Source organism: Jiangella anatolica (assembly GCF_003236295.1).
Classification (GTDB): Bacteria; Actinomycetota; Actinomycetes; order Jiangellales; family Jiangellaceae; genus Jiangella; species Jiangella anatolica.
In genome coordinates this window covers 1-18,226 of record NZ_POTW01000020.1, presented here as the reverse complement: position 1 = coordinate 18,226, position 18,226 = coordinate 1, and the positions used below count along the sequence as shown (strand labels likewise).

The 18,226-nt window shown below is 72.8% G+C and carries 24 protein-coding genes and 1 pseudogene; 5 read left to right on the top strand and 20 right to left on the bottom strand.

What is annotated here, in order from left to right:
- Positions 1-105: 105 nt before the first annotated feature.
- From C1I92_RS10575 to C1I92_RS10525, 11 genes are all read right to left on the bottom strand, one after another.
- Positions 106-402: a gas vesicle protein K gene (locus C1I92_RS10575; protein ID WP_111254630.1), complete on the bottom strand. Its 297-nt coding sequence runs from the start codon at positions 400-402 to the stop codon at positions 106-108.
- Positions 399-581, bottom strand: coding sequence for a gas vesicle protein (locus C1I92_RS10570; RefSeq protein ID WP_199521116.1), 183 nt, complete (start codon positions 579-581; stop codon positions 399-401). The genes C1I92_RS10575 and C1I92_RS10570 overlap by 4 nt, the downstream gene beginning before the upstream one ends.
- Positions 578-1,357: a GvpL/GvpF family gas vesicle protein gene (locus tag C1I92_RS10565; RefSeq protein WP_111254628.1), complete on the bottom strand. Its 780-nt coding sequence runs from the start codon at positions 1,355-1,357 to the stop codon at positions 578-580. The genes C1I92_RS10570 and C1I92_RS10565 overlap by 4 nt, the downstream gene beginning before the upstream one ends.
- Positions 1,341-1,643: a gas vesicle protein gene (locus tag C1I92_RS10560; RefSeq protein WP_199521115.1), complete on the bottom strand. Its 303-nt coding sequence runs from the start codon at positions 1,641-1,643 to the stop codon at positions 1,341-1,343. The genes C1I92_RS10565 and C1I92_RS10560 overlap by 17 nt, the downstream gene beginning before the upstream one ends.
- A gap of 3 nt (positions 1,644-1,646) precedes the next feature.
- Complete coding sequence (locus C1I92_RS10555) at positions 1,647-1,901, bottom strand: gas vesicle protein GvpO (RefSeq protein WP_111254627.1); 255 nt, start codon at positions 1,899-1,901, stop codon at positions 1,647-1,649.
- Positions 1,898-2,116: a gas vesicle protein GvpG gene (locus tag C1I92_RS10550; protein WP_111254626.1), complete on the bottom strand. Its 219-nt coding sequence runs from the start codon at positions 2,114-2,116 to the stop codon at positions 1,898-1,900. Before C1I92_RS10550 ends, C1I92_RS10555 begins: the two co-directional genes overlap by 4 nt.
- Positions 2,104-2,880 (bottom strand): GvpL/GvpF family gas vesicle protein, encoded by a 777-nt coding sequence (locus C1I92_RS10545; protein WP_158564085.1) that lies wholly within the window; start codon positions 2,878-2,880, stop codon positions 2,104-2,106. The genes C1I92_RS10550 and C1I92_RS10545 overlap by 13 nt, the downstream gene beginning before the upstream one ends.
- Positions 2,881-2,903: 23 nt before the next feature.
- Positions 2,904-3,326, bottom strand: coding sequence for a gas vesicle protein GvpJ (gene gvpJ / locus C1I92_RS10540; protein ID WP_111254624.1), 423 nt, complete (start codon positions 3,324-3,326; stop codon positions 2,904-2,906).
- A 4-nt stretch (positions 3,327-3,330) separates the two neighbouring features.
- Positions 3,331-4,368: an SRPBCC family protein gene (locus C1I92_RS10535; protein ID WP_111254623.1), complete on the bottom strand. Its 1,038-nt coding sequence runs from the start codon at positions 4,366-4,368 to the stop codon at positions 3,331-3,333.
- Positions 4,369-4,371: 3 nt separating this feature from the next.
- Positions 4,372-4,923, bottom strand: coding sequence for a hypothetical protein (locus C1I92_RS10530; protein WP_111254622.1), 552 nt, complete (start codon positions 4,921-4,923; stop codon positions 4,372-4,374).
- A gap of 101 nt (positions 4,924-5,024) precedes the next feature.
- Positions 5,025-5,246, bottom strand: coding sequence for a hypothetical protein (locus C1I92_RS10525; RefSeq protein ID WP_111254621.1), 222 nt, complete (start codon positions 5,244-5,246; stop codon positions 5,025-5,027).
- 187 nt (positions 5,247-5,433) lie between these two features.
- On the opposite strand from C1I92_RS10525, the gene C1I92_RS10520 reads away from it, so the two are divergent.
- Positions 5,434-6,093, top strand: coding sequence for a sulfotransferase family protein (locus C1I92_RS10520; protein ID WP_111254620.1), 660 nt, complete (start codon positions 5,434-5,436; stop codon positions 6,091-6,093).
- On the opposite strand, the gene C1I92_RS10515 is transcribed toward C1I92_RS10520, so the two are convergent.
- Genes C1I92_RS10515 through C1I92_RS10500 form a run of 4 tightly spaced genes read right to left on the bottom strand, consistent with a single transcriptional unit; the run spans position 6,072 to position 11,302 of the window.
- Complete coding sequence (locus C1I92_RS10515; protein ID WP_111254619.1) at positions 6,072-8,117, bottom strand: glycoside hydrolase family 2 protein; 2,046 nt, start codon at positions 8,115-8,117, stop codon at positions 6,072-6,074. The two genes, C1I92_RS10520 and C1I92_RS10515, sit on opposite strands and share 22 nt — an antisense overlap.
- Before the next feature lie 34 nt (positions 8,118-8,151).
- Positions 8,152-9,003: a carbohydrate ABC transporter permease gene (locus C1I92_RS10510; protein WP_111254618.1), complete on the bottom strand. Its 852-nt coding sequence runs from the start codon at positions 9,001-9,003 to the stop codon at positions 8,152-8,154.
- On the bottom strand, positions 9,003-9,929 hold the full coding sequence (locus C1I92_RS10505; RefSeq protein WP_199521114.1) for a carbohydrate ABC transporter permease: 927 nt from the start codon (positions 9,927-9,929) through the stop codon (positions 9,003-9,005). The genes C1I92_RS10510 and C1I92_RS10505 overlap by 1 nt, the downstream gene beginning before the upstream one ends.
- Positions 9,926-11,302 (bottom strand): ABC transporter substrate-binding protein, encoded by a 1,377-nt coding sequence (locus C1I92_RS10500; RefSeq protein ID WP_111254617.1) that lies wholly within the window; start codon positions 11,300-11,302, stop codon positions 9,926-9,928. The genes C1I92_RS10505 and C1I92_RS10500 overlap by 4 nt, the downstream gene beginning before the upstream one ends.
- 125 nt (positions 11,303-11,427) lie before the next feature.
- On the opposite strand from C1I92_RS10500, the gene C1I92_RS10495 reads away from it, so the two are divergent.
- Together C1I92_RS10495 and C1I92_RS10490 are read left to right on the top strand one after the other, a co-directional pair.
- On the top strand, positions 11,428-12,456 hold the full coding sequence (locus C1I92_RS10495) for a LacI family DNA-binding transcriptional regulator (RefSeq protein ID WP_111254616.1): 1,029 nt from the start codon (positions 11,428-11,430) through the stop codon (positions 12,454-12,456).
- Positions 12,457-12,467: 11 nt separating this feature from the next.
- Positions 12,468-13,424 (top strand): acetylxylan esterase, encoded by a 957-nt coding sequence (locus tag C1I92_RS10490; RefSeq protein ID WP_111254615.1) that lies wholly within the window; start codon positions 12,468-12,470, stop codon positions 13,422-13,424.
- 245 nt (positions 13,425-13,669) lie between these two features.
- Here the strand turns inward: C1I92_RS10490 and C1I92_RS35265 are convergent, their stop codons facing one another.
- Together C1I92_RS35265 and C1I92_RS10485 are read right to left on the bottom strand one after the other, a co-directional pair.
- Entirely contained in the window at positions 13,670-13,801 is a 132-nt protein-coding gene (locus C1I92_RS35265; RefSeq protein WP_267896735.1) for a hypothetical protein, read from the bottom strand.
- A gap of 92 nt (positions 13,802-13,893) precedes the next feature.
- Positions 13,894-14,646, bottom strand: a complete 753-nt coding sequence (locus C1I92_RS10485) for a YaaA family protein (RefSeq protein ID WP_158564084.1) — start codon at positions 14,644-14,646, stop codon at positions 13,894-13,896.
- A gap of 87 nt (positions 14,647-14,733) precedes the next feature.
- On the opposite strand from C1I92_RS10485, the gene C1I92_RS10480 reads away from it, so the two are divergent.
- Both C1I92_RS10480 and C1I92_RS33760 read left to right on the top strand, forming a co-directional pair.
- A complete protein-coding gene (locus C1I92_RS10480; RefSeq protein ID WP_111254614.1) occupies positions 14,734-16,032 on the top strand; it encodes a phytase in 1,299 nt (432 codons plus the stop codon).
- 28 nt (positions 16,033-16,060) lie between these two features.
- Positions 16,061-17,074, top strand: coding sequence for a WD40 repeat domain-containing protein (locus tag C1I92_RS33760; protein ID WP_158564083.1), 1,014 nt, complete (start codon positions 16,061-16,063; stop codon positions 17,072-17,074).
- Here C1I92_RS33760 and C1I92_RS10470 read toward each other — a convergent pair.
- The 3 genes and pseudogenes from C1I92_RS10470 to C1I92_RS34845 form a co-directional block, all read right to left on the bottom strand.
- The gene (locus C1I92_RS10470; RefSeq protein WP_111254612.1) at positions 17,071-17,601 is read right to left on the bottom strand and encodes an NUDIX domain-containing protein; all 531 of its coding nucleotides are present in this window, start codon (positions 17,599-17,601) and stop codon (positions 17,071-17,073) included. The genes C1I92_RS33760 and C1I92_RS10470 overlap by 4 nt on opposite strands.
- Complete coding sequence (locus C1I92_RS10465) at positions 17,598-18,038, bottom strand: SRPBCC family protein (RefSeq protein WP_111254611.1); 441 nt, start codon at positions 18,036-18,038, stop codon at positions 17,598-17,600. Before C1I92_RS10465 ends, C1I92_RS10470 begins: the two co-directional genes overlap by 4 nt.
- 68 nt (positions 18,039-18,106) lie before the next feature.
- A pseudogene (locus tag C1I92_RS34845) lies at positions 18,107-18,226 on the bottom strand (IS30 family transposase); the annotation flags it as partial.

Below are 18,226 nucleotides of genomic sequence, written 5' to 3'. Positions count from 1 at the left end.
GTCGATCCAGCAAGGCGCCGGAGGAGATCGATGCGGTGTCATCGGGCGACGACGGCAACGCAGCTGGTCGGCGTCTGGGCGTCGATCCGCGCCGCCGAAGATCCGTCAGCCACCCCCTAGCAGGGAGCCGAGCGGGCCGAGGTCGATGTCGAGGTCGCGGACGGTCAGCCCGTACCGGCCACGCAGCTCAGCCATCGCGGTGTCCAGTCGCAGCAGCGCCTGGCCGAGCGCCTCGACCTGTGCGTCGCTGAGGTCGCCCTCGTCGACGCGGCGCAGCGCCTGGCGCTCCATCAGCTGGCGGATCAGCTCGATGACGGTGAGGACGAGCTTGAACAGGTCCCGTTCGACGGAGTCCGCGTCGGCGTCGATGCGGGCCGGCAGGGCGTGGACCGGCGCGGTCACCGTCGCTCCTCGGCCCGGATCGAGCGGATCAGCGCGCGCAGCCGGACCTCGACCAGGTCGACGCCGGCCAGCGAGATCACGATGTCGCCGGACAGCACGACGCCGGCGCCGAGCAGCCGGTCGAGCAGGTCGACCAGCGCGATCTGGGCGCCATCCGGCCGCACCGGCGCGACCGTCACGGCTCCTCCACGGTCACGAACGAGTACGCCGGCCACGGCCCGGCCAGCTCGAACCGGCAGTCCGGGTACCGCTCCCGCAGCTCCTCGACGGTCGCGACGAACGCGTCCGCTCCGGCGACCGGGACGAGGTAGGCGCCGTTGAGGCTCATCGGGGTGTCGGCGCCGGTCAGCCGCTGGTCCTGGACGGCGAGCCGGCGCGCGTCGGTGGCGTGCCGGGCCAGCTCCTCGTGCACCTGCCCGGCGACGGCGGAGGCCCGGGCCAGCGCGTCGTCGCGGGCGGTGGCGACGGCCTTGCGACGCAGCAGGTAGGCCGCTCCGGCGCCCGGCGCACCGGCCGCCGGCTGCGGGTCGGTGTCCGGATCCGCCGGCTGCGGCGCGTGCACCTTCACGCTCCACTCCGCGTGCCCGGCGATCTCGTCCAGCGTGCGACGCAGCCCGTCCTGCCAGCGCTCCAGTCGGTCGCGGACGCCGTCGTCGTCGGCCACGATGGTGGCCAGCCGCAGCGGCGCGGCCGGGACGGCACGCGCCACCCCGTCGATGACGGCGTGGTGGGCCCGCGCCACCGCCGCCAGCCAGCCGGCGTCAGAGAGATTCTGCGCCAGCGCCTCCTCGCCGAACGGGCCGTCCGGGCCGATGTCGACGGTCCCGACGACCGCGACGAGGTCGCGGTGCCGCACGGCGCGCACCGGCTCGTCCGCCACGCCGCGCAGCCCGCCGAGGACGTCGTCGCCGACCGGCGCCGCGATCGCGTACAGGTAGCTACCGGTCTGCGTCATCGCGCTCCCTGTCGCCGTTGCGGTCGCCGTTGCCCGACAGCATCGGATCGCGGCGCCACCAGTCGATGCCCATCTCCTGCGCCTTGTCGACCGACGCCACCAGCAGCCGGATCCGGATCGTCAGCAGCTCGATGTCGAGCAGGTTCACCCGGATGTCGCCGGCGATGACGATGCCCTTGTCCAGCACCCGTTCCAGGATGTCGGCGAGGTTCGCCGGCTGCGGCGGCGCCGCCAGCGCCGACCCGTACGGCCGGGTCAGCGGCGCGCGCTCTCTGCCCTCCGTCATGCGTCAGTCCTCCCTCGACGCGCCGCGCGAGTAGCGCCGCACGCGCCGGTAGCCGGTCAGGTCACCGTCGGAGTCCAGGTCGACGGCGTACTCGGCCATCACGTCGGTCGAGTGCGGGATCCGCTCCAGCTCGAGCACCTCGACCCGCACCTGCCAGCCGTCGTCGCTCCGCTCGATGCCGATGACGGACTCGGCCGTGCGCCCGCTCAGCTCCTCGAGCTGCTCGACCGCCCGCGCGACCGCCTCCGTCGCCTTCACAGCAACCGCCCGATCAGCTCGTCCTCCATCGCCGCGGCCTCCTCCTCGGACAGCAGCCCGGCGGCCCGGTCCGCGTCCACCTGCTCCAGCGCCGCGCGGATCGCGACCGGGTCGTGGTACTGCCGTTCGGCCTCCTCACCGATCAGCCGGGCAATCGCCACGACGCCGCGGACCGGCGCCAGTGGCCAGGTGACCAGCCCGGTCAGGAGACCCATCGGTCGTCGCCCGGCACGAAGTCGTACGGCGCCATCGGCCCGACGAGCCGGACCCGGCCGCGACCGGCCAGGTCACGCGCCGCCTGCTCGGCGGCCTGCTCGAACGCCTCCAGCTGCTCGTCGGCGACCAGGAACGCGACGTCGACGAGGTGGTCCACCTCGCCGGCGGCCCGGATGTTCCAGGCGCCGCAGTGCGGCACGAGCAGGTCCAGCAGGGCCGCGCTGTCGATGTCGCGCTTGATCTCCAGCGCCCGGGCCACCAGCTCGCCGAGCCGGAGCCGCTCGGTCCAGCTCGCCTCGACGGCGAGGTCGCGAGTGTGGTCGCGCAGCGCGGCGATCTCCGGCTCCTCCCGGACGATCTCGGCCAGAACGGCCTCCTCGTCATAGCGGGCCCGGACGACGTACTGCCGGTGACCGGCCAGATCGTCGAGCACGTCCGCGAAGTAGTCCACGTTCGGCGCGAGCAGCTCGCCGACGACCGCGTCGGTGTCGGTGACGACGGCGCCAAACCGCACCGGGATCAGCGCGCACCGTCCCGCCAGCGCGTCCGTGACCCGGCTGTGCGCCAGCAGGTCGTCGCGCAGGCCGAAGGCCCGATCCGTCTCGACCTTGCCGACGACGGCGGCCACGGGGCCGTGCGCGATCAGCTCGATGCCGTTGTCGTCGATCCCTGTCAGGTCGTCCGGCACGGACGTGCCGGCCGGAACGATCGCATACACGTACTGCGCCGTCAGCGCGGCCGGGCCGGCCGTACGGTCGTCCATCGTGGCTCCCGAATCCGTCAGGGTCATTCGCTCTGGCTCCTTCGGCGGCGAGCCGGCGCCTTCTTGGCCGGCCGGCGCCGTTCCTCGTCCTCCTCCTCGTCGCCGCCGCCGGTGAAGGCCTCCTTGATGCCCTCGATGGCGCCGGAGGTCTTGCCCCTGGCGGCCTGGTGCACGCCGTCACCCATCAGCTCGGTGAGGTCCTTGCCTCCGTGCTCGTACAGGTCGAGCCGGTTGGTCGCCTCCGCGAAGCGCAGGTAGGTGTCGACGCTGGCGACGACGACGCGGGCGTCGATGGTCAGCAACTCGATGCCGACCAGGGAGACCCGCACGTACGCGTCGATCACCAGACCCTTGTCCAGGATGATGTCGACGACGTCGGCCAGCCCGCTGGACGAGGGCCGTTGCAGCTGACCCCCTCCGGAGCGTCGTTGGTTGACCATGGTCATGCCATCACCTCTCGCTCTCGTCGTCCTCGGCCGGTTCTTCCTCGTCCTCGTATTCCTCTTCGCCGAGGTCCTCGGCCTCTTCGGGCTCCTCCTCGGGCTCCTCCTCGGGCTCCTCCTCCTCGTACTCCTCGTCGGCGAGGTCCTCGGCCTCCTCGGGCTCCTCCTCCTCGTACTCCTCGGCCTCTTCCGCCTCGGCGGCCTCGCGCTCGCGCGCCTCCTCGTCGGTCTCCTCGACCTGGCTGTCGTGGATCTCGCCGCGCCAGCCCTCGACCTCGTCGGGGTCGCGCAGCAGGTGCACCATGACGTGGCGGCGGAAGTGCTTGAGCTCCAGCCGGGCCCGGCGGCCCTGCGCCCGCCATAGGTTTCCGGTGCGCTCGAACAGGCCCTGCGGGTAGTACTCGAGCACGATGACGACCCTGGTCAGCCGCGGCGCCAGCTCGTGGAACGTCACCGCGCCGTCGACGTGACCCTTGTCGCCGCTCGAGCGCCAGACGATCAGCTCGTCCGGCACCTGCTCGAGGATCGTCGCCGACCAGGTGCGGTGTGACCAGAGCACCTGCGCCTTGAAGTCGACCTTCTCGTCGCTCTTCTGCTCGACGCTCTCGACCTTCTTCATGAAGCCGGAGAAGTCCTGGAACTGCGTCCACTGGTTGTAGACGACGTCGACCGGCGCGCCGATGTCGATCTCCTCGACGATGTTGGTCGAGCGGGTCGCCCTGTCGCCCTTCGTGCCCTCGTTCGAGCTCCGCGAGAACGCGCCGACGACCTTGTCCTTGACGCCGCCGACGGCGCCCTTGACCGCGCCGGGCAGGCCGCCCTTCGCCGCGCCCGCCAGCGCGGCGGCGCCGATCGGGCCGCCGGCGGCGATGTCGTCGAGCTTGTCTGTCGCCCTGCCGATGCGTTCGCCGGCGGACTGGATGGCCCATTCGCCGAGCGACGTCAGCCCATGCTTCGCCTCGTCCTTGAGCCGGTCCAGCGGCAGCTCGTCGAGCAGTCCGCGCATGCTCTGGTCAGGACGGGCGTCTGTGTCGGTGCGCGCCATGGGTCACTTCCTCGATCCGGAGCGGGACCGGCCGGACGTGCTCTTCTTCGCCGTCCGCTTGCGGGCCGGCGCCTCCTTGCGGGCCGGCGCCTCCTTGCGGGCCGGGGCCTCCTTGCGAGCCGACGCCGAGCGCTTGGCCGGCACCTTCTTGGCCGCCCGCTTGCGGGGCCGCGGCCGCTCCTCTTCCTCGGGCTCCTCGGGCTCCTCGCTCCGGTCGGAGCCGCCGACGGGTACACGCTCGGTGAGCGCGCCGGTCAGCCGGTCCGAGCGGTCGCGGATGGAGTCACTGAACTTGTCGATGCGCTGCCCGACGACGCCGGTCGCCGCGCCGCGGGCGGCCGTGTACAGCGTGGTCCGGACCTGGTCGGAGAGCTTCGCCAGCTCGGGGCGGCTCTCGACGAACTCGCCGGCCTGCCGCACCATGCCGCGCGGGTCGGTGGCCAGCCGCTTGCCGGCCAGCATGCTGCCGACCGCGATGGCCAGCTTGAGTCTCTTTCTCCGGCCCAGGACGTAGCCGGCGGCCGCCGCTGCGGCGACCCGGGTGGCCGTGTTCATGACGCGCTCCCTTTGTAGGGGTTTGTAGATCTTTGTGGGTATTCGCTGCGCGTACCCGGAGGAGGCTGTCGCAAACGACGGCCGCCCAGCGCCGATGCCGGTCAGGCGGCCAGCCGCAGCAGCCGCTGGAGCATCGGAATGCTCGGGTAGTAGTCCTCGTCGACGCGCTCGATCAGCAGCGCGACATAGTCGGCGACGTCGTCGTCGGTGAGCAGCGCCTCGATGTAGTCGAGCATCGTCGCCGACGGGTACTGGTCCGCCGCGACCTTGCGCATGAGCGCCTCGACGACGGCCTTCCGGATGGCTTCCCGTTGGTTCGGCATGACCCCTCCTGCACGGCCGAGAACTCGACTCTGATCGGTTACCACCTGGCTCTCGCCGCAAACGGGCCGGAACCGGACTTTTCCGGCGTCCTCGCCGGTGAGCAGGCGCGCACGCGGCGCAATCCCTTCGATCCGGTTTCGCGTACAACAACTCGCCGGGGGAGACGGTCGGAGATCGGGTGGAGCCGTGAAGGTGATCGGGGTCGGGGTCGGACGCACGGGCACGCTCTCGCTGAAGGCCGCGCTGGAGCGGCTGGGCCGTGGGCCGTGCTTCCACGGCCGGCACCTGCTTGACCATCCGGGCCGGCTGCCGCTGTGGGAGGCCGCGGCGGCCGGCCGGCCGGTGGACTGGACGGCGGTGCTGGCCGGCTACCGGTCCACCGTCGACTGGCCGGCCGCGGCGTTCTGGCGACAGCTCACCGAGGCGTTCCCGGAGGCGCGGGTCGTTCTGACGGTGCGCGAGGCGGAGGCCTGGTACGACAGCGTCGAGCGGACGATCTACCGGATGTTCGGCGACGGCCCGGCCGACGAGCGCGTGTCAGCGGCGCGGCGCACCGTTCCCGGCCTGGACGTCTTCACCGACCTGCACCGCAAGGTGATCTGGGACGGCTTCTTCGGCGGCCGGTTCGCCGACCGGGCGGCCGCGATCGGCAGGTACGAGCGCCACAACGCCGCTGTCATCCGCGACGTCGACCCGGACCGGCTGCTCGTCGTCACGCCCGGCGCCGGCTGGGGACCGCTGTGCGACTTCCTCGGCGTCACCGTCCCAGCCGAGCCGTACCCGCACCTCAACGACACGGAGAGGTTCTGGGCCGGCATCGGCGCTCAGCGAGCCGGCTCCACGTAGCCGACGTCGAGGAAGCCGGCCGCGTCGTCGCCGTCGGTCCAGCACCACAGCCGGCCGGTGCGCCACCCGTCCGGCAGTGCGGTGCGCAGCAGCACCGGCTCGCTGAGCGCGAACGGCTCGGCGGTCAGCGGCGCGGACTCCAGGTCCGGCTTCGTGTCGGCGCCGGGACGGGGTGCGCCGGCCGGGGCCCACGCGGCCCGGACTGTGGTGTGCAGCGACCCGGGACCGTGGTGCGACACCCGCACCGGGACCTCGAACTCGGCGTCGCCGGGCGCGAGGTCGGTGCCGGCGGCCAGCGGCTCGACGTCGAAGACGAGCGTCGTGACCGCGTTGACGATCGCCGGGTCGAAGCCGCCGAGGTCCTTCGCCGACCGGTCCGCGGCCAGCAGCCCGGCGCTCTCGTGCTCGACGTCGGCCAGCTCGGTGTAGACGTAGCCGGCGATGCGGTCGTGCCGTCGCAGCTCCTGCGTCTGCCAGCGCAGGTGCCAGCCGCGCTCCAGGCTGGTGAAGCCGCCGCCGTACTCGCTGTTGAGGAACGGCACGCCGGACCTCGGCACCGCGTCGGAGGCGTAGATCGCCTTGTGCTCGACGTGGTCCGGGCCGAGCCGGACGGGGAAGTCGGCGCGCTCGCCGGCCGCCAGGGCGGCGACGGTCCGCGCCCACGAGACCGGGTCCTCGTCGTAGTGGTGCCAGTCCACCAGGTCGGTGCGCACGTGCGTCCAGCCGGAGTTGTCGACGATCGGGCGGGTCCGGTCCAGCGCGGCGAGCAGGTCGTAGGCGCGGCGGACGGCCTCGCGCTTGCGCTCGTCGCCGGGGATGTCCCAGTCCAGCCCCCACTCCTCGTTGTAGAGGCCCCACACGACGATGGACGGGTGGTTGCCGTCGCGGCAGACCATCGCGGCCAGCTGGTCCTCGAACGCCGCGCACGCGGCGTCGGTGAACCGGCTCGTGCTGGCGGGCTCGGCCCACACGAGCATCCCGGCGCGGTCGGCCTCGTGCAGCCAGCGCGGGTCCTCGAACTTCAGGTGCTTGCGGACGAGGTTGTAGCCGGCCGCGGCGGCCAGCCGGAGGTCCGCGCGCAGTGCCTCGACGTCCGGCGCCGTGAGGCCGGTGCCGGGCCAGTAGCCCTGGTCGAGGACGCCGCGGACGTAGAGCGGCTCGCCGTTGAGGGTCAGCCGCGTCCCGTCGGAGCCGACGCGGCGCAGGCCCGTGTGCGCGGCGAGCGTGTCGACGCCGCCGGCGGTGCGCAGCGTGACGTCGACGCGGTACAGGTGCGGGTCCGCGGGCGACCAGAGGCGGGGCGCGTCCAGCGCCAGCCGGCCCCGGGCGACGCCGGTCGCGTCGCAGGTCAGCTGCGCGACGACGCTCTCAGTGTGCAGGGTGACGACGGCGCCGGCGGCGGCCGGACCGGTCGCCGTGACCGTCACGTCGATGCCGGTGAGCGAGTCGCCGCGCAGCTCGACGGCCTCGACGTGGGTGGCCGGCCGGCGCTCCAGCCAGACCGGCTGCCAGATGCCCGACGTCGGGGTGAAGCTGACGCCGTCGTAGTCGTCGCGCGGGATGGAGCGCTGCTTGCCGTGCGGGATCTCCCGCTTGTCCGCCGGCGCATGCACCCGTACGACGATCTCGGCCCGCTCCCCCGGCGCCGCGACGTCGCCGAGCCCGAGCTCGAACGGCGTGTAGCCGCCGGTGTGCCGGCCCACCGGCACGCCGTTCACCCACACGAGCGCCTCGTGGTGCACCGCGCCGAAGCAGAGGAACGCCTGCTGTCCGGCCCACGCGGCCGGGACGGTCACCGTCGTCCGGTACCAGGCCGTCTCCAGCCAGGTCCGGCCGACGCCCGACGCCGGTGTCTCCCAGGCGAACGGCACGACGATCGACTCCGCCCACGGGCCGGACGGCAGGTCGTCGGGGCCGCTCGCCTCGGCGGTCTCGTCGGGCCGGAACTCCCACCGTCCGTCGAGCGGGAGCCAGGCCGCCGAGCGGTCGCGGTCCGGGCGGGGGAACTCGTGCGGGTGCGTCACGGGTCGGTGCCTTTCGTCGAGCGGTCGGGCGCGGTCAGCCTTTGACCGAGCCGGCGAGGATGCCGTTGATGAAGTGGCGTTGCAGCAGCACGAACACCACGAGGAGCGGGATGAGCGCGATCGAGCTGGCCGCCAGGAGCTCGCCCCAGACGGTGGCGAAGTCCGCGCCGATGCGGTTGCCGGTGATGTTCTGCGCCAGCGTCGCCAGCACGACCTGGAGCGTCTGCATGGACTCCTGCGAGGTGACCACGACCGGCCAGACGAAGTCGTTGTAGATGTTCATCACCGTCAGCACGGCGAGGCCGGCCAGCCCGGGCCGGATCACCGGCAGCACGATCGAGACGTAGATGCGGAACTCGCCGCACCCGTCGACCCGGGCCGCGTCCAGCAACTCGTCCGGCACGGCCGCGATGACCTGCCTCATCCAGAAGATCGCGAACGCGTCGACGGCGCCGGGCAGCACCAGCGCCTGGTAGGTGTTCACCCAGCCCAGCTCGCGCATCTGCAGCAGCAGTGGCACGACCAGCACGATCGTCGGCAGCATGAGCGTGAGCAGGACGGCGCCGAAGATCACGTTCTGCCCGGCGAACCGGTATTTGGCGAACGCGAACCCGGCGAGCGGTGCGAAGAACAGCGTCAGCCCGCCCTTGAGCACCAGGACGATCGCGGTGTTGAGGAAGCCGGAGCCGATCGGGACGTCCTCGAACATCGCCCTGTAGTTGCCGAGCGTGAACGACCCGGGGTCGACGCCGAGCGGGTCTGTGATGATCGTCGCCGGCTCCTTCAGCGACGACAGCACCGCCCACACGACGGGCGCGAGGAACGCCGCCGTCAGCACGATCAGGAACACGTGCGACCCGATGGCGGGCCGGCTCGCCCGCCGCATCAGTCCCGCTCCCGCAGCAGCCGGACGAACAGCAGGGAGATCAGCATCACGAGCGCCACCAGCAGGAACGAGTTGGCCGAGCCGGTGCCGAGGTCGGACCGGCCGAGATGTTCGTAGAGGTAGAGGCCGGCGGTGGTCGTCGAGCCGTACGGGCCGCCGCCGGTGACGACGTAGGGCTCGGCGAACATCTGGAACACCGCCAGCGTCTGCATGACGACGAGGAACAGCACGACCCGGCGGACCAGCGGCACGGTGATGCTGACCAGCTGCCGGGTCCGGGACGCGCCGTCGAGCTCGGCCGCCTCGTACACCGACGCCGGGATCGACTGCAGCCCGGACAGCAGGATGACGATCGCGAACCCGGTCGTCTTCCAGAGGAACAGCAGCGCCAGCGTCGGCTTGGCCCACGTCGTCGACGTCAGCCAGTCCAGCTGCGGCAGCCCGGCGGCGCCGAGCAGCCGGTTCACCGCGCCGTAGTCCGCGTCGAAGACCACGATCCAGATCTGCGCCATCGCCACCAGCGGCGTCACGAACGGAACCAGCGCGACCGTCCGGTAGAAGCCGCGCATCCGCAGCTTCGCGTTGTTCAGCAGCACCGCGGCGATCAGCGCGATCACCACCTGGGCCGGCACGATGAGCAGCCACAGCACCGCCGAGTCGGCCAGTGAGGACCAGAACGCGTCGCTGCCGAGCAGGTACGTGTAGTTGTCCCAGCCGACCCACTGGGCCGGCCCGGACCCGCTCCACGAGGTGAAGCTGAGCCGGAACGTGTAGATCAGCGGGTAGACGCCGAACGCGAGGAACAGCACCACGAACGGGAGCACGAACGCGTACGGCGCCAGCCGGCGGCCGGACGGTCGCCGGCTGGCCGTCGGCCTGCGGCCGGACGGTCGCCGGGCCGGCGCCGCGCTGCGGGTGATCGTCACGACGCGCGGTCCACCAGGTTGGTCTGGATCTGCTCGGTGGACTCGGCGATCACCTGCTCCGGTGTCAGCTCGCCGTCGAACATCCGCTGCAGGTTGTCGCCGAGGTAGTCCACGGCGCCGGCCCACCAGCTCGGGATCGGCGTCCCGCCGGGGATCTGCTCACCGGCCTCGATCGCGACCGGCCACAGGTCCTGCCCGCCGAGCGCGGCCAGCGGCCCGAACAGCGGCGTGGCCGGGTCGGCCGCCGGCGCGTAGCTGGGCACCGACGTGTTGAGGCCGTCCGGGTAGATCGCGTTGGGTCCGTAGACGGCCTGGAAGCCCTCCGGGTCGAACACCAGGAACTCGTAGAACAGCCACGCCAGCTCCGGGTTCTGCCCGTCGCGCGGGATGACGAAGCTCGACCCGCCCATGGCGCCGCTGCGAGCGCCGCCGTCGGTCCACGCCGGCAGCGGCATCGCCCGCCACTGGCCGGTGGTCTGCGGCAGCAGCTGCTGTGGCGCGAAGTCCCACCAGATCGCCCACGGGACGAACACCTGCTGGCCGCTCTCCAGCGTCGCGAGGTCGGCCGGGCCGAGGTACTCCGCGCGGGTGCCGAGGCCGGCCTTGTTCACCTCGTCAAGCCAGGTGAGGATCTGCAGGTACTCGGGCGAGTCCAGCCGCAGCTCGCCGTCCTCGTCGGCCAGGCTGGTGCCCAGCTGGCTGGCGAACATCTCCAGCCAGAGCTGGCCGAGGAACGGCTCCTTCTCCAGATGGATCGGCGCGGCGTCCGGCCGGGCCGCCTTCAGCTGCTCGGCGGCGGCGAACAGGTCGTCGTAGGTCTCGATGGACGCCGGGTCGATGCCGGCCTCGTCGAGGATGTCGGCGCGGTAGTAGAGCAGGCCGGGGTTGAGGTCCCACGGCACGCCGTAGATGCGCCCGTCGACGGTGTTGACCTCGGCCTTCTGCGCGGCGATGTCGCCGAGATACGGCTCCAGCACGGCCGACAGGTCGTAGAAGTGGTCGGACAGGCCGGCGACCTTGGCGTCGTCGAGGAACACCCCGTCCGGCACGTCGGCGCCGGCGACCAGCGTGGTCGGCAGCTTGGTGTCGATGTCGACGGCCTCGTGGTGCACGACGATGTCGGGGTAGCGCTCGTTGAACCGCTCGATGACGCCGTCGAAGACCTCGAACAGGTCGCCGGAGCGGTCCCAGATGGTGATCTCGCCGGACGGCGCGTCGGTGTCCGGCGCGGCCAGCGTGCCCTCGGACGGGCCGGTGCCGGTGCCGCCGGACTCCGGCCCGGAGCTGACGTCGGGGCCGCAGGCGGCCAGCACGACCGCCGTCAGACCGGCGGCGGCCGCGACGGCCCGCCGGCGGAGCTGGGTGCGCTTCATGACACTCCTTTGTGTGAACCACCAGCAGATTTGCAACGTGGCAAAGAATGTAGCGCAATTTTCCACGTGGCAAAAGCTATCCTTGTCGGGATCATGGACGGCGGCGGTCGAGCGGGAGGTCGGGGATGAGCCAGGTCACCGTGAAGGACGTGGCCCGGCTGGCCAAGGTGTCGCCCCGCACGGTGTCGAACGTCGTGAACGACTACACGCACGTCAGCGCCGACGTCCGGCGCCGGGTCCTGGCCGCCATCGACGAGCTGGGCTACCGGCCCAACCTCGTCGCACGCAACCTGCGCACTGGGCGCACCGGCCTGCTCGCGCTGATCGTCCCCGAGATCGACGTCCCCTACTTCAGCGAGCTGGCCCGGGCGGTCATCGACGTCGCGTCGGCGCACGGCTACCGGGTGATGATCGACCAGACCGGGCACGACCACGAACGGGAGCGGCAGCTGCTCACCGGCAGCGATCGCACCATGCTCTTCGACGGCATCCTGTTCAGCCCGTTGGTCACGCAGGACGAGATCGACGGCATCGACGCTGCCACCGTCCTGCCGATGATCCTGCTCGGCGAGCACACGTTCACCGGCCGGTTCGACCACATCGCCATCGACAACGAGCGGGCCGCACACGAGGCCACGACGCACCTGGTCGCGACCGGACGGCGCCGCATCGCCGCCGTCGGCGTGCAGCCGCGCGAGACGTACCGCACGCCCCGGCAGCGCACCGCCGGCTACCTGCGCGCGCTGGCCGACGCCGGCCTCCAGCCCGACGACGACCTCGTCGTGCCGGCCGCGCAGTACCACCGCCGCAACGGCTACGACGCGGCCCGCCGGCTGCTCACGCTGGACACTCCGCCGGACGCGATCTTCTGCTACTCCGACCTGCTCGCGATGGGCGCGATGCGGGCGGTCCAGGACGCCGGCCGGCGCATCCCCGACGACGTCGCGATCGTCGGCATCGACGACATCGAGGAGGGCCGGTACGCGATCCCGTCGCTGAGCACCGTCGCCCTGGACAAGGACGTCATCGCGACCAAGGCGCTGGAGCAGCTGGTCCGGCGGATCGAGGAGCCGGACCGCCCGGCCACCCAGATCGTCGTCCCGCACACGCTGATCGAGCGGGACAGCACCCGGGTCGCGGACCGCACCGGCTAGGGTCGCGAACCGTGCGCACCCCATACGACACGTGGTTCGGTCCGGACGCCTTCGACGCGACCTACGGCTACGACCTCGACGCGCTGCTGGCCGCCGGGGCGCCGGACGAGCCGGACGGGTTCGCCGAGTTCTGGACGGCGCTGTACGCGCGGGCGCTCGCGGTCGACCCGGAGCCGGTCGTCCGGCCGGTGCCCGGGCGTCCCGGCTGGCACGACGCCGAGTTCACCTCCCTCGACGGCGTGCGGCTGGGCGGCTGGCTGTGGCTGCCGCCGGACGGCGTCGTCTCGCGCGCTGTCGTCGTTGGGCACGGCTACGGCGGCCGGGACGAGCCCGACGAGGACCTCGCGCTGCCCGGCGCCGCCGTCCTCTTCGCCGCGTCGCGCGGGCTGCCGTCGCGCGGTCTGGTCCCCGGCATCCCGGCCGTCGGCGCCGAGCACGTGCTGCACGGGATCGGGTCGCGCGACACGTACGTGCACGGCGGCAGCGTCGCCGACGTCTGGTGCGCTGCGTCAGCGCTGCTGACGCTGGTGCCGTCGCTGTCCCGGGTCGGTCATGCCGGCGCCAGCTTCGGCGGCGGGATCGGCGCGCTGGCGCTGCCCTGGGACGACCGGTTCGACCGCGGCGCGCTGACGGTGCCCAGCTTCGGCAACCACGACCTGCGCCTCACGATGCCGTGCACCGGCAGCGGCGAGGCCGTCCGTCAGCACGTCGCCCGGCATCCGGAGGCGCGCGAGGTGCTGCGGTTCTTCGACGCGGCGACGGCGGCGCGGCGGCTGCGGATCCCGATGCTGGTGGCACCGGCGCTCTGGGACCCCGCCGTCCCGCCTCCCGGCCAGTTCGCCGTCCACAACGCGATCCCCGGCCCGAAGCAACTGGTGGTGCTGGGCGCCGGCCACACCGAGTACCCGGACCAGGCCGCCGACGACGAGCGGCTGCGCGCCGCGCTGCGGACGTTCCTGCTCGCCTGACCCGGACGCTCGTCGCTGGTGATGCAACCGCCGGCGCTCGGCCGGTGCCGGCGGCCGTGACCGGCTGCCCACGCCGCTCACCCGACGCCGCTCAACGGCCGTCGCCTCCGCATCCGCCGTCGCCGGTTGCCGCGTTCGTGGCGGCCGCCACGGTCGCCACGCACGCCACTGTCGGTGCCCGCCCATAGGGTTGGGTGACCCACCCAGCCGGACGGGGTCCACCTACCACCACCGGTCGCCGAAAGTCACGCGGCCTGCAGCTCACCGGCTCGGCGCCACCGGCCGCCGTCCAGCACCCACGGGGCCCGCGCCCCGCGCCGCCGCGCGTGCTGCTCGACGTCGAACGCCGTCCCCACCACGGCCGCCGCGATCGCCACTGTCGGTGCCCGCCCGTAGGGTTGGGTGACCCACCCAGCCGGGCGGGGTCCACCTACCGCAACGGTCGCCGAAATTCACGCGGTCGTGCAGCTCACCGAACCGGCGCCACCGCTCGCACGTCCAGCATCCACGGCGCCCGCGCCCGTGCCGGCGCGTGCAGCTCGACGTCGAATGCCGCGCCCACGACGGCCGCCACCTCTGTCACGTCGCGCGGTTCCTCCGGCTCCTCGCTGAGCAGCCGGGCGACCCGGCCGCGGGCGGCCTTGGCGGCATGCGGCGAGCCGGGCACGCGCAGCAGCACCCAGCGCCCGGCCAGCTCCGGCCCCGGCCGCCACACCGGCGTGTAGCTGCTCGATCTCAGGTCGACGACGACGCCGTCGCCGGCCGCGTCCGTCAGCACCGGGCCGAGCCGGCCGCGCCAGAACGCCTCCAGCCCCGGCGCCTCCAGCCCGTCCAGACGCGCGCAGATTCCCAGCCGGTACGCGGGCACCCGATCGCTCAGGCGCAACGCCCCGAACAGCGACGACACGATGACCACTCGCCGCGCCGCCTCCCTGGCCAACGTCGCCGGGTCGAACGCCGCGTACAGCACCCCCCGGTACAGGCGCCCGGCCGCGACGGTGGGCGCCGTCCACACCCCCACGTTGCGGGCGACCTCCGCCGCCGCACCGGCCGGCGCATCCAGCCGGCGCACCGCGTCCGGCAGCCGGCTCGTCCGCACCATCGCGTCGAGCACCTGCCCGCGCGCGGACGTCAGCTCGGGGAACGACAGCCCCGCCAGGTCGAGGCCGGCGCCGCTCTCCGGCCACGCCTGCGTCTCCGACGGCGGCAGCACGATCAGCACGTTGACCAGCGTAGGACCGGACGTGTTCGCCGACCGTTCGCTCACCGGCCACGCGGGCGGCAAGATTGCGGGAGCAGGCTCCCGATCATGCGCCGATCCGCCGCCCTCGCCGCCGTCGCCCCGCTCCTCTTCGCGCTCGTGCCGCAGCCCGACGTCGTCACCACGGACAACGAGACGCCCGTGCTGTACGACGACGATGAGGGCGGGAACGCGTCCGGCGACGACCCGGCGATCTGGGTGCATCCGAGCCGCTCGGACCGGTCGATCGTCGTCGTGACGGCGAAGGAGGGCGGGCTGCGCGTCTACGACCTGGACTCGCGTGAGCTGCAGTCGCTGCCGGCGACACCGGCGCCGCGCGCCGACGGCGTGGACGGGCGGTACAACAACGTCGACATCGCCTACGGGCTGAGCGTCGGCGGCCGCACGGTCGACGTCGCGGTGGTGTCGGACCGGTACAACGACCAGCTGCGGTTCTTCACCATCGACCCGGCCGGGTCCCGGGCCGCGACGCCGCTGCGCGAGGTCACGGCTTCGGAGCAGGAGTTCCTGTTCAGCCCGGACCGCGCGACGGTCGACGACGAGCAGACGGCGTACGGCGTCGCGGTGTGGCAGCCCAGCGAGGCCGAGACGTACGCCGTCGTCACGCAGGAGGGCGCCACGACGATCGCGACGGCCCGGATCACTCCGCGGAGCGACGGCACCGTCGCCTACACCGGCGTCGAGCACCTGGAGCTGCCCGGCAGCTTCCCGCTCCCCGGCGGCGGCACCTGGACGCCGTGCGAGGAGCCCGGCGTCGAGCCGCAACTGGAAGGCGTCGCCGTCGACCAGCGCACCGGTGTGCTGTACGCGACGCAGGAGGACGTCGGCCTGTGGCGGATCCCGCTGCCGCTGGGCTCCGGCGAGCCGCGGCTGATCGACACGGTCGCCGACTTCGGCGTCCATGACGTGTACGACCAGGAGACTGAGGAGTGCGTCCCGGCCGACCCGGACCAGCCCGGCCTCGGCGGGCCGAACCTGGTCGCCGACGCGGAGGGCGTCGACGTCTACTACGGGCGCGGCCGGGTCGGCTACGTCATCGTCTCCAGCCAGGGCGACGACCGGTTCGCCGTCTACTCCACGCTGGGTCACAACCGCTCGCTCGGCACCTTCCGCGTCGAGGGCGACGGCGTCGACGACGTCAACGGGTCCGACGGCCTCGCGGTCACCAACCGCGTCGTCGGCGACTACCGCGAGGGCCTGCTGGTCACCCACGACGAGCCGGAGACCGGTCCCGGCACCGACCCCGAGCGCGACGCCACCAACTTCTCCTACGTCGACTGGGGCCAGGTGGCCGACGCGCTCGACCTGAAGATCAGCACCGAACCCGGCAACGATCCGAGGTACTGACATGATCCTCCGTCGTCTGATTCCCCTGATGATCGCGGTCGCCGTCGCGCTCGCGGGCCAGAGCACTCCGGCCGTCGCCACGACCCCCACCGAGGCCTGGACCGCCCCCGGCCAGTCCTGGGCGCTCTTCTCCGACGACGGGACCCTCGTCCTGTCCGCCGGGAACACCGCCGCCGGGGGTCGCCTCGAGCTCCGTCAGGCCGGCACCGGCGCCGTCGTCCGCGTCGTGACCAGCCCGTTCAAGTTCCACGCCGTGGCGCTGTCGGCGGACAACCAGACCATCGCCGCCACCGTCACCGACACCAGTTCCGGGGCGACCGTGCGGACGATCCGCCTCTACCGGGTCTCGACCGGCGCGCTGGTGCGGTCCATCCCGACGTCGGCCGCCCGGGAGCTGGACAGCCTGCACTTCGCGCCGGACGGGCAGACCATCGCGGCGATGGACGCCCGGTCCTACGAACGCGGCGGCCAGGTACACGTCCACCGGGTGTCCGACGGCGCCCGCGTCAGGCTGCTGACCGTGCCCGCCACGACGGCCGGGGTGCGCTTCTCGCCGGACGGGCGGTTCCTCGCCGCCAACGACCGCGTCGTGGCCGACGGTCGCGCGGTCCCCGGAGTGCGGGTGTTCCGCACCGACACCTGGGCCTCCACGCTGTCGCTGGCCGACGGCAACCTGCTGGTCCGCTGGACGCCGGACGGCGCCGGGCTGTGGACCAAGCGCATCCTGCCCGGTGTGCCCACCGGGATCCGGCTGGTGAGCATGCCGAGCGGCGCCGTGCAGCGCTCGCTCGACCTGGACCTCTACGACGGCGTGTCCGACGTGACCGACGACGGCACGCTGGCGCTCACCCACCGGCTCGTCGCGCCGCGCCGGACGCTGACCTTCACCAGCACGCTGACCGGCGCCGACGTCGCGACGTACGAGTTCGGGCAGGACGTGTTCCCCGGCGACATCAGCCTGGACGCCACGCTGTTCACCTACGCCCGGACCACCGCGCCCAGCGCGTTCGACGTCCACGTGGCGCGGACGCCCACGTCCTAGCCGGCCGGGCGGCCGAACTCGGCGTACAGGGTCTCGCCGGACTCCAGCGCCAGCAGTGCGGTCGCCAGCCGGCGGGCCATCGACGGACGGAGCCGGCGACTTGCCTCGTCGAGCGGGAGGAACACGAGCCCGCGGACCTCGACCGGGTCGGCGGTGATGCGGGCGGTCGTCGCGGCGTCCAGCACGCCGCCGTCGAACACGAAGACGATCTTGTCGAGCCAGGGGCCGCTGGCCGGGACCCAGTCGACCACCAGCGCGCGGCCGACGGGAAGGTCGACGCCGAGCTCCTCGCGCACCTCTCGGCAACAGGCCCGCAGCGGCGACTCGTCGGCCTCGCAGTTGCCGCCGGGGATCTCCAGCGTGGGCTTGTAGGTCGGCTCGAGGAAGAGGATCCGCCCGGCCTCGTCGCGGAACAGCGCCCCGCCGGCCGCGGTCTTGCGCGGTAGCCGTGCGGCGACACCGGCGTGGAACTCACGCTCCGGCTCGCCCTCGGCACGGACGTCCTCGTCGAACTGAGCGTCCGTCATCGGCCGGCTTCGAGCAGCCGCTTGAGCCGGGCGAGGTCCTTCTCGTTCGCGCGCCGCATCGCCGCCGCCAGCACCGGGCCGGCGACCTTGGCGAACCCGGCCGGCTCACCACGGTTGCGCAGCGTCATGCGGGTCCCGCCGTCGCCCGCGGGCTCCCACGTGTAGGTCGTCTCCATCGGGAACGGTCCCTGCGCCGTCCGCATGACCAGACGCCCCGGGCCGTGCTCGACGACCTCGTAGGTGTAGGCGAGCGTCCGGCCGAGGAACCGGGCGACGAAGTCCAGTCGCGATCCCACGCCCACCGGCGGCGGGGTCTGCCAGTGCACCGAGTCGATGTTCGCGTACCACTCGGGCGCGTTCGACGGGTCGCCGGCGTAGGCAGCGACCTCGTCCGGCGGCCTGGCGATGACGACCTCGGTCACGACGTCGACGCCCATGCCGCCAGTATCGCCCATACGCCCCGTCCTCCCATGATCATCAACCTTCTGGGTCGCCCTGGGCAGGCTCAAGTGGTGGTTGCAACGAGCAGCTGGTTGAGCCGCTGGGCTGGAGTCTGCCAGTTCAGGGTGTGGCGGGGGCGGGTGTTGAGTTGGTCGGCGACGGTGTCGAGGTCGGCCTGGGTGAG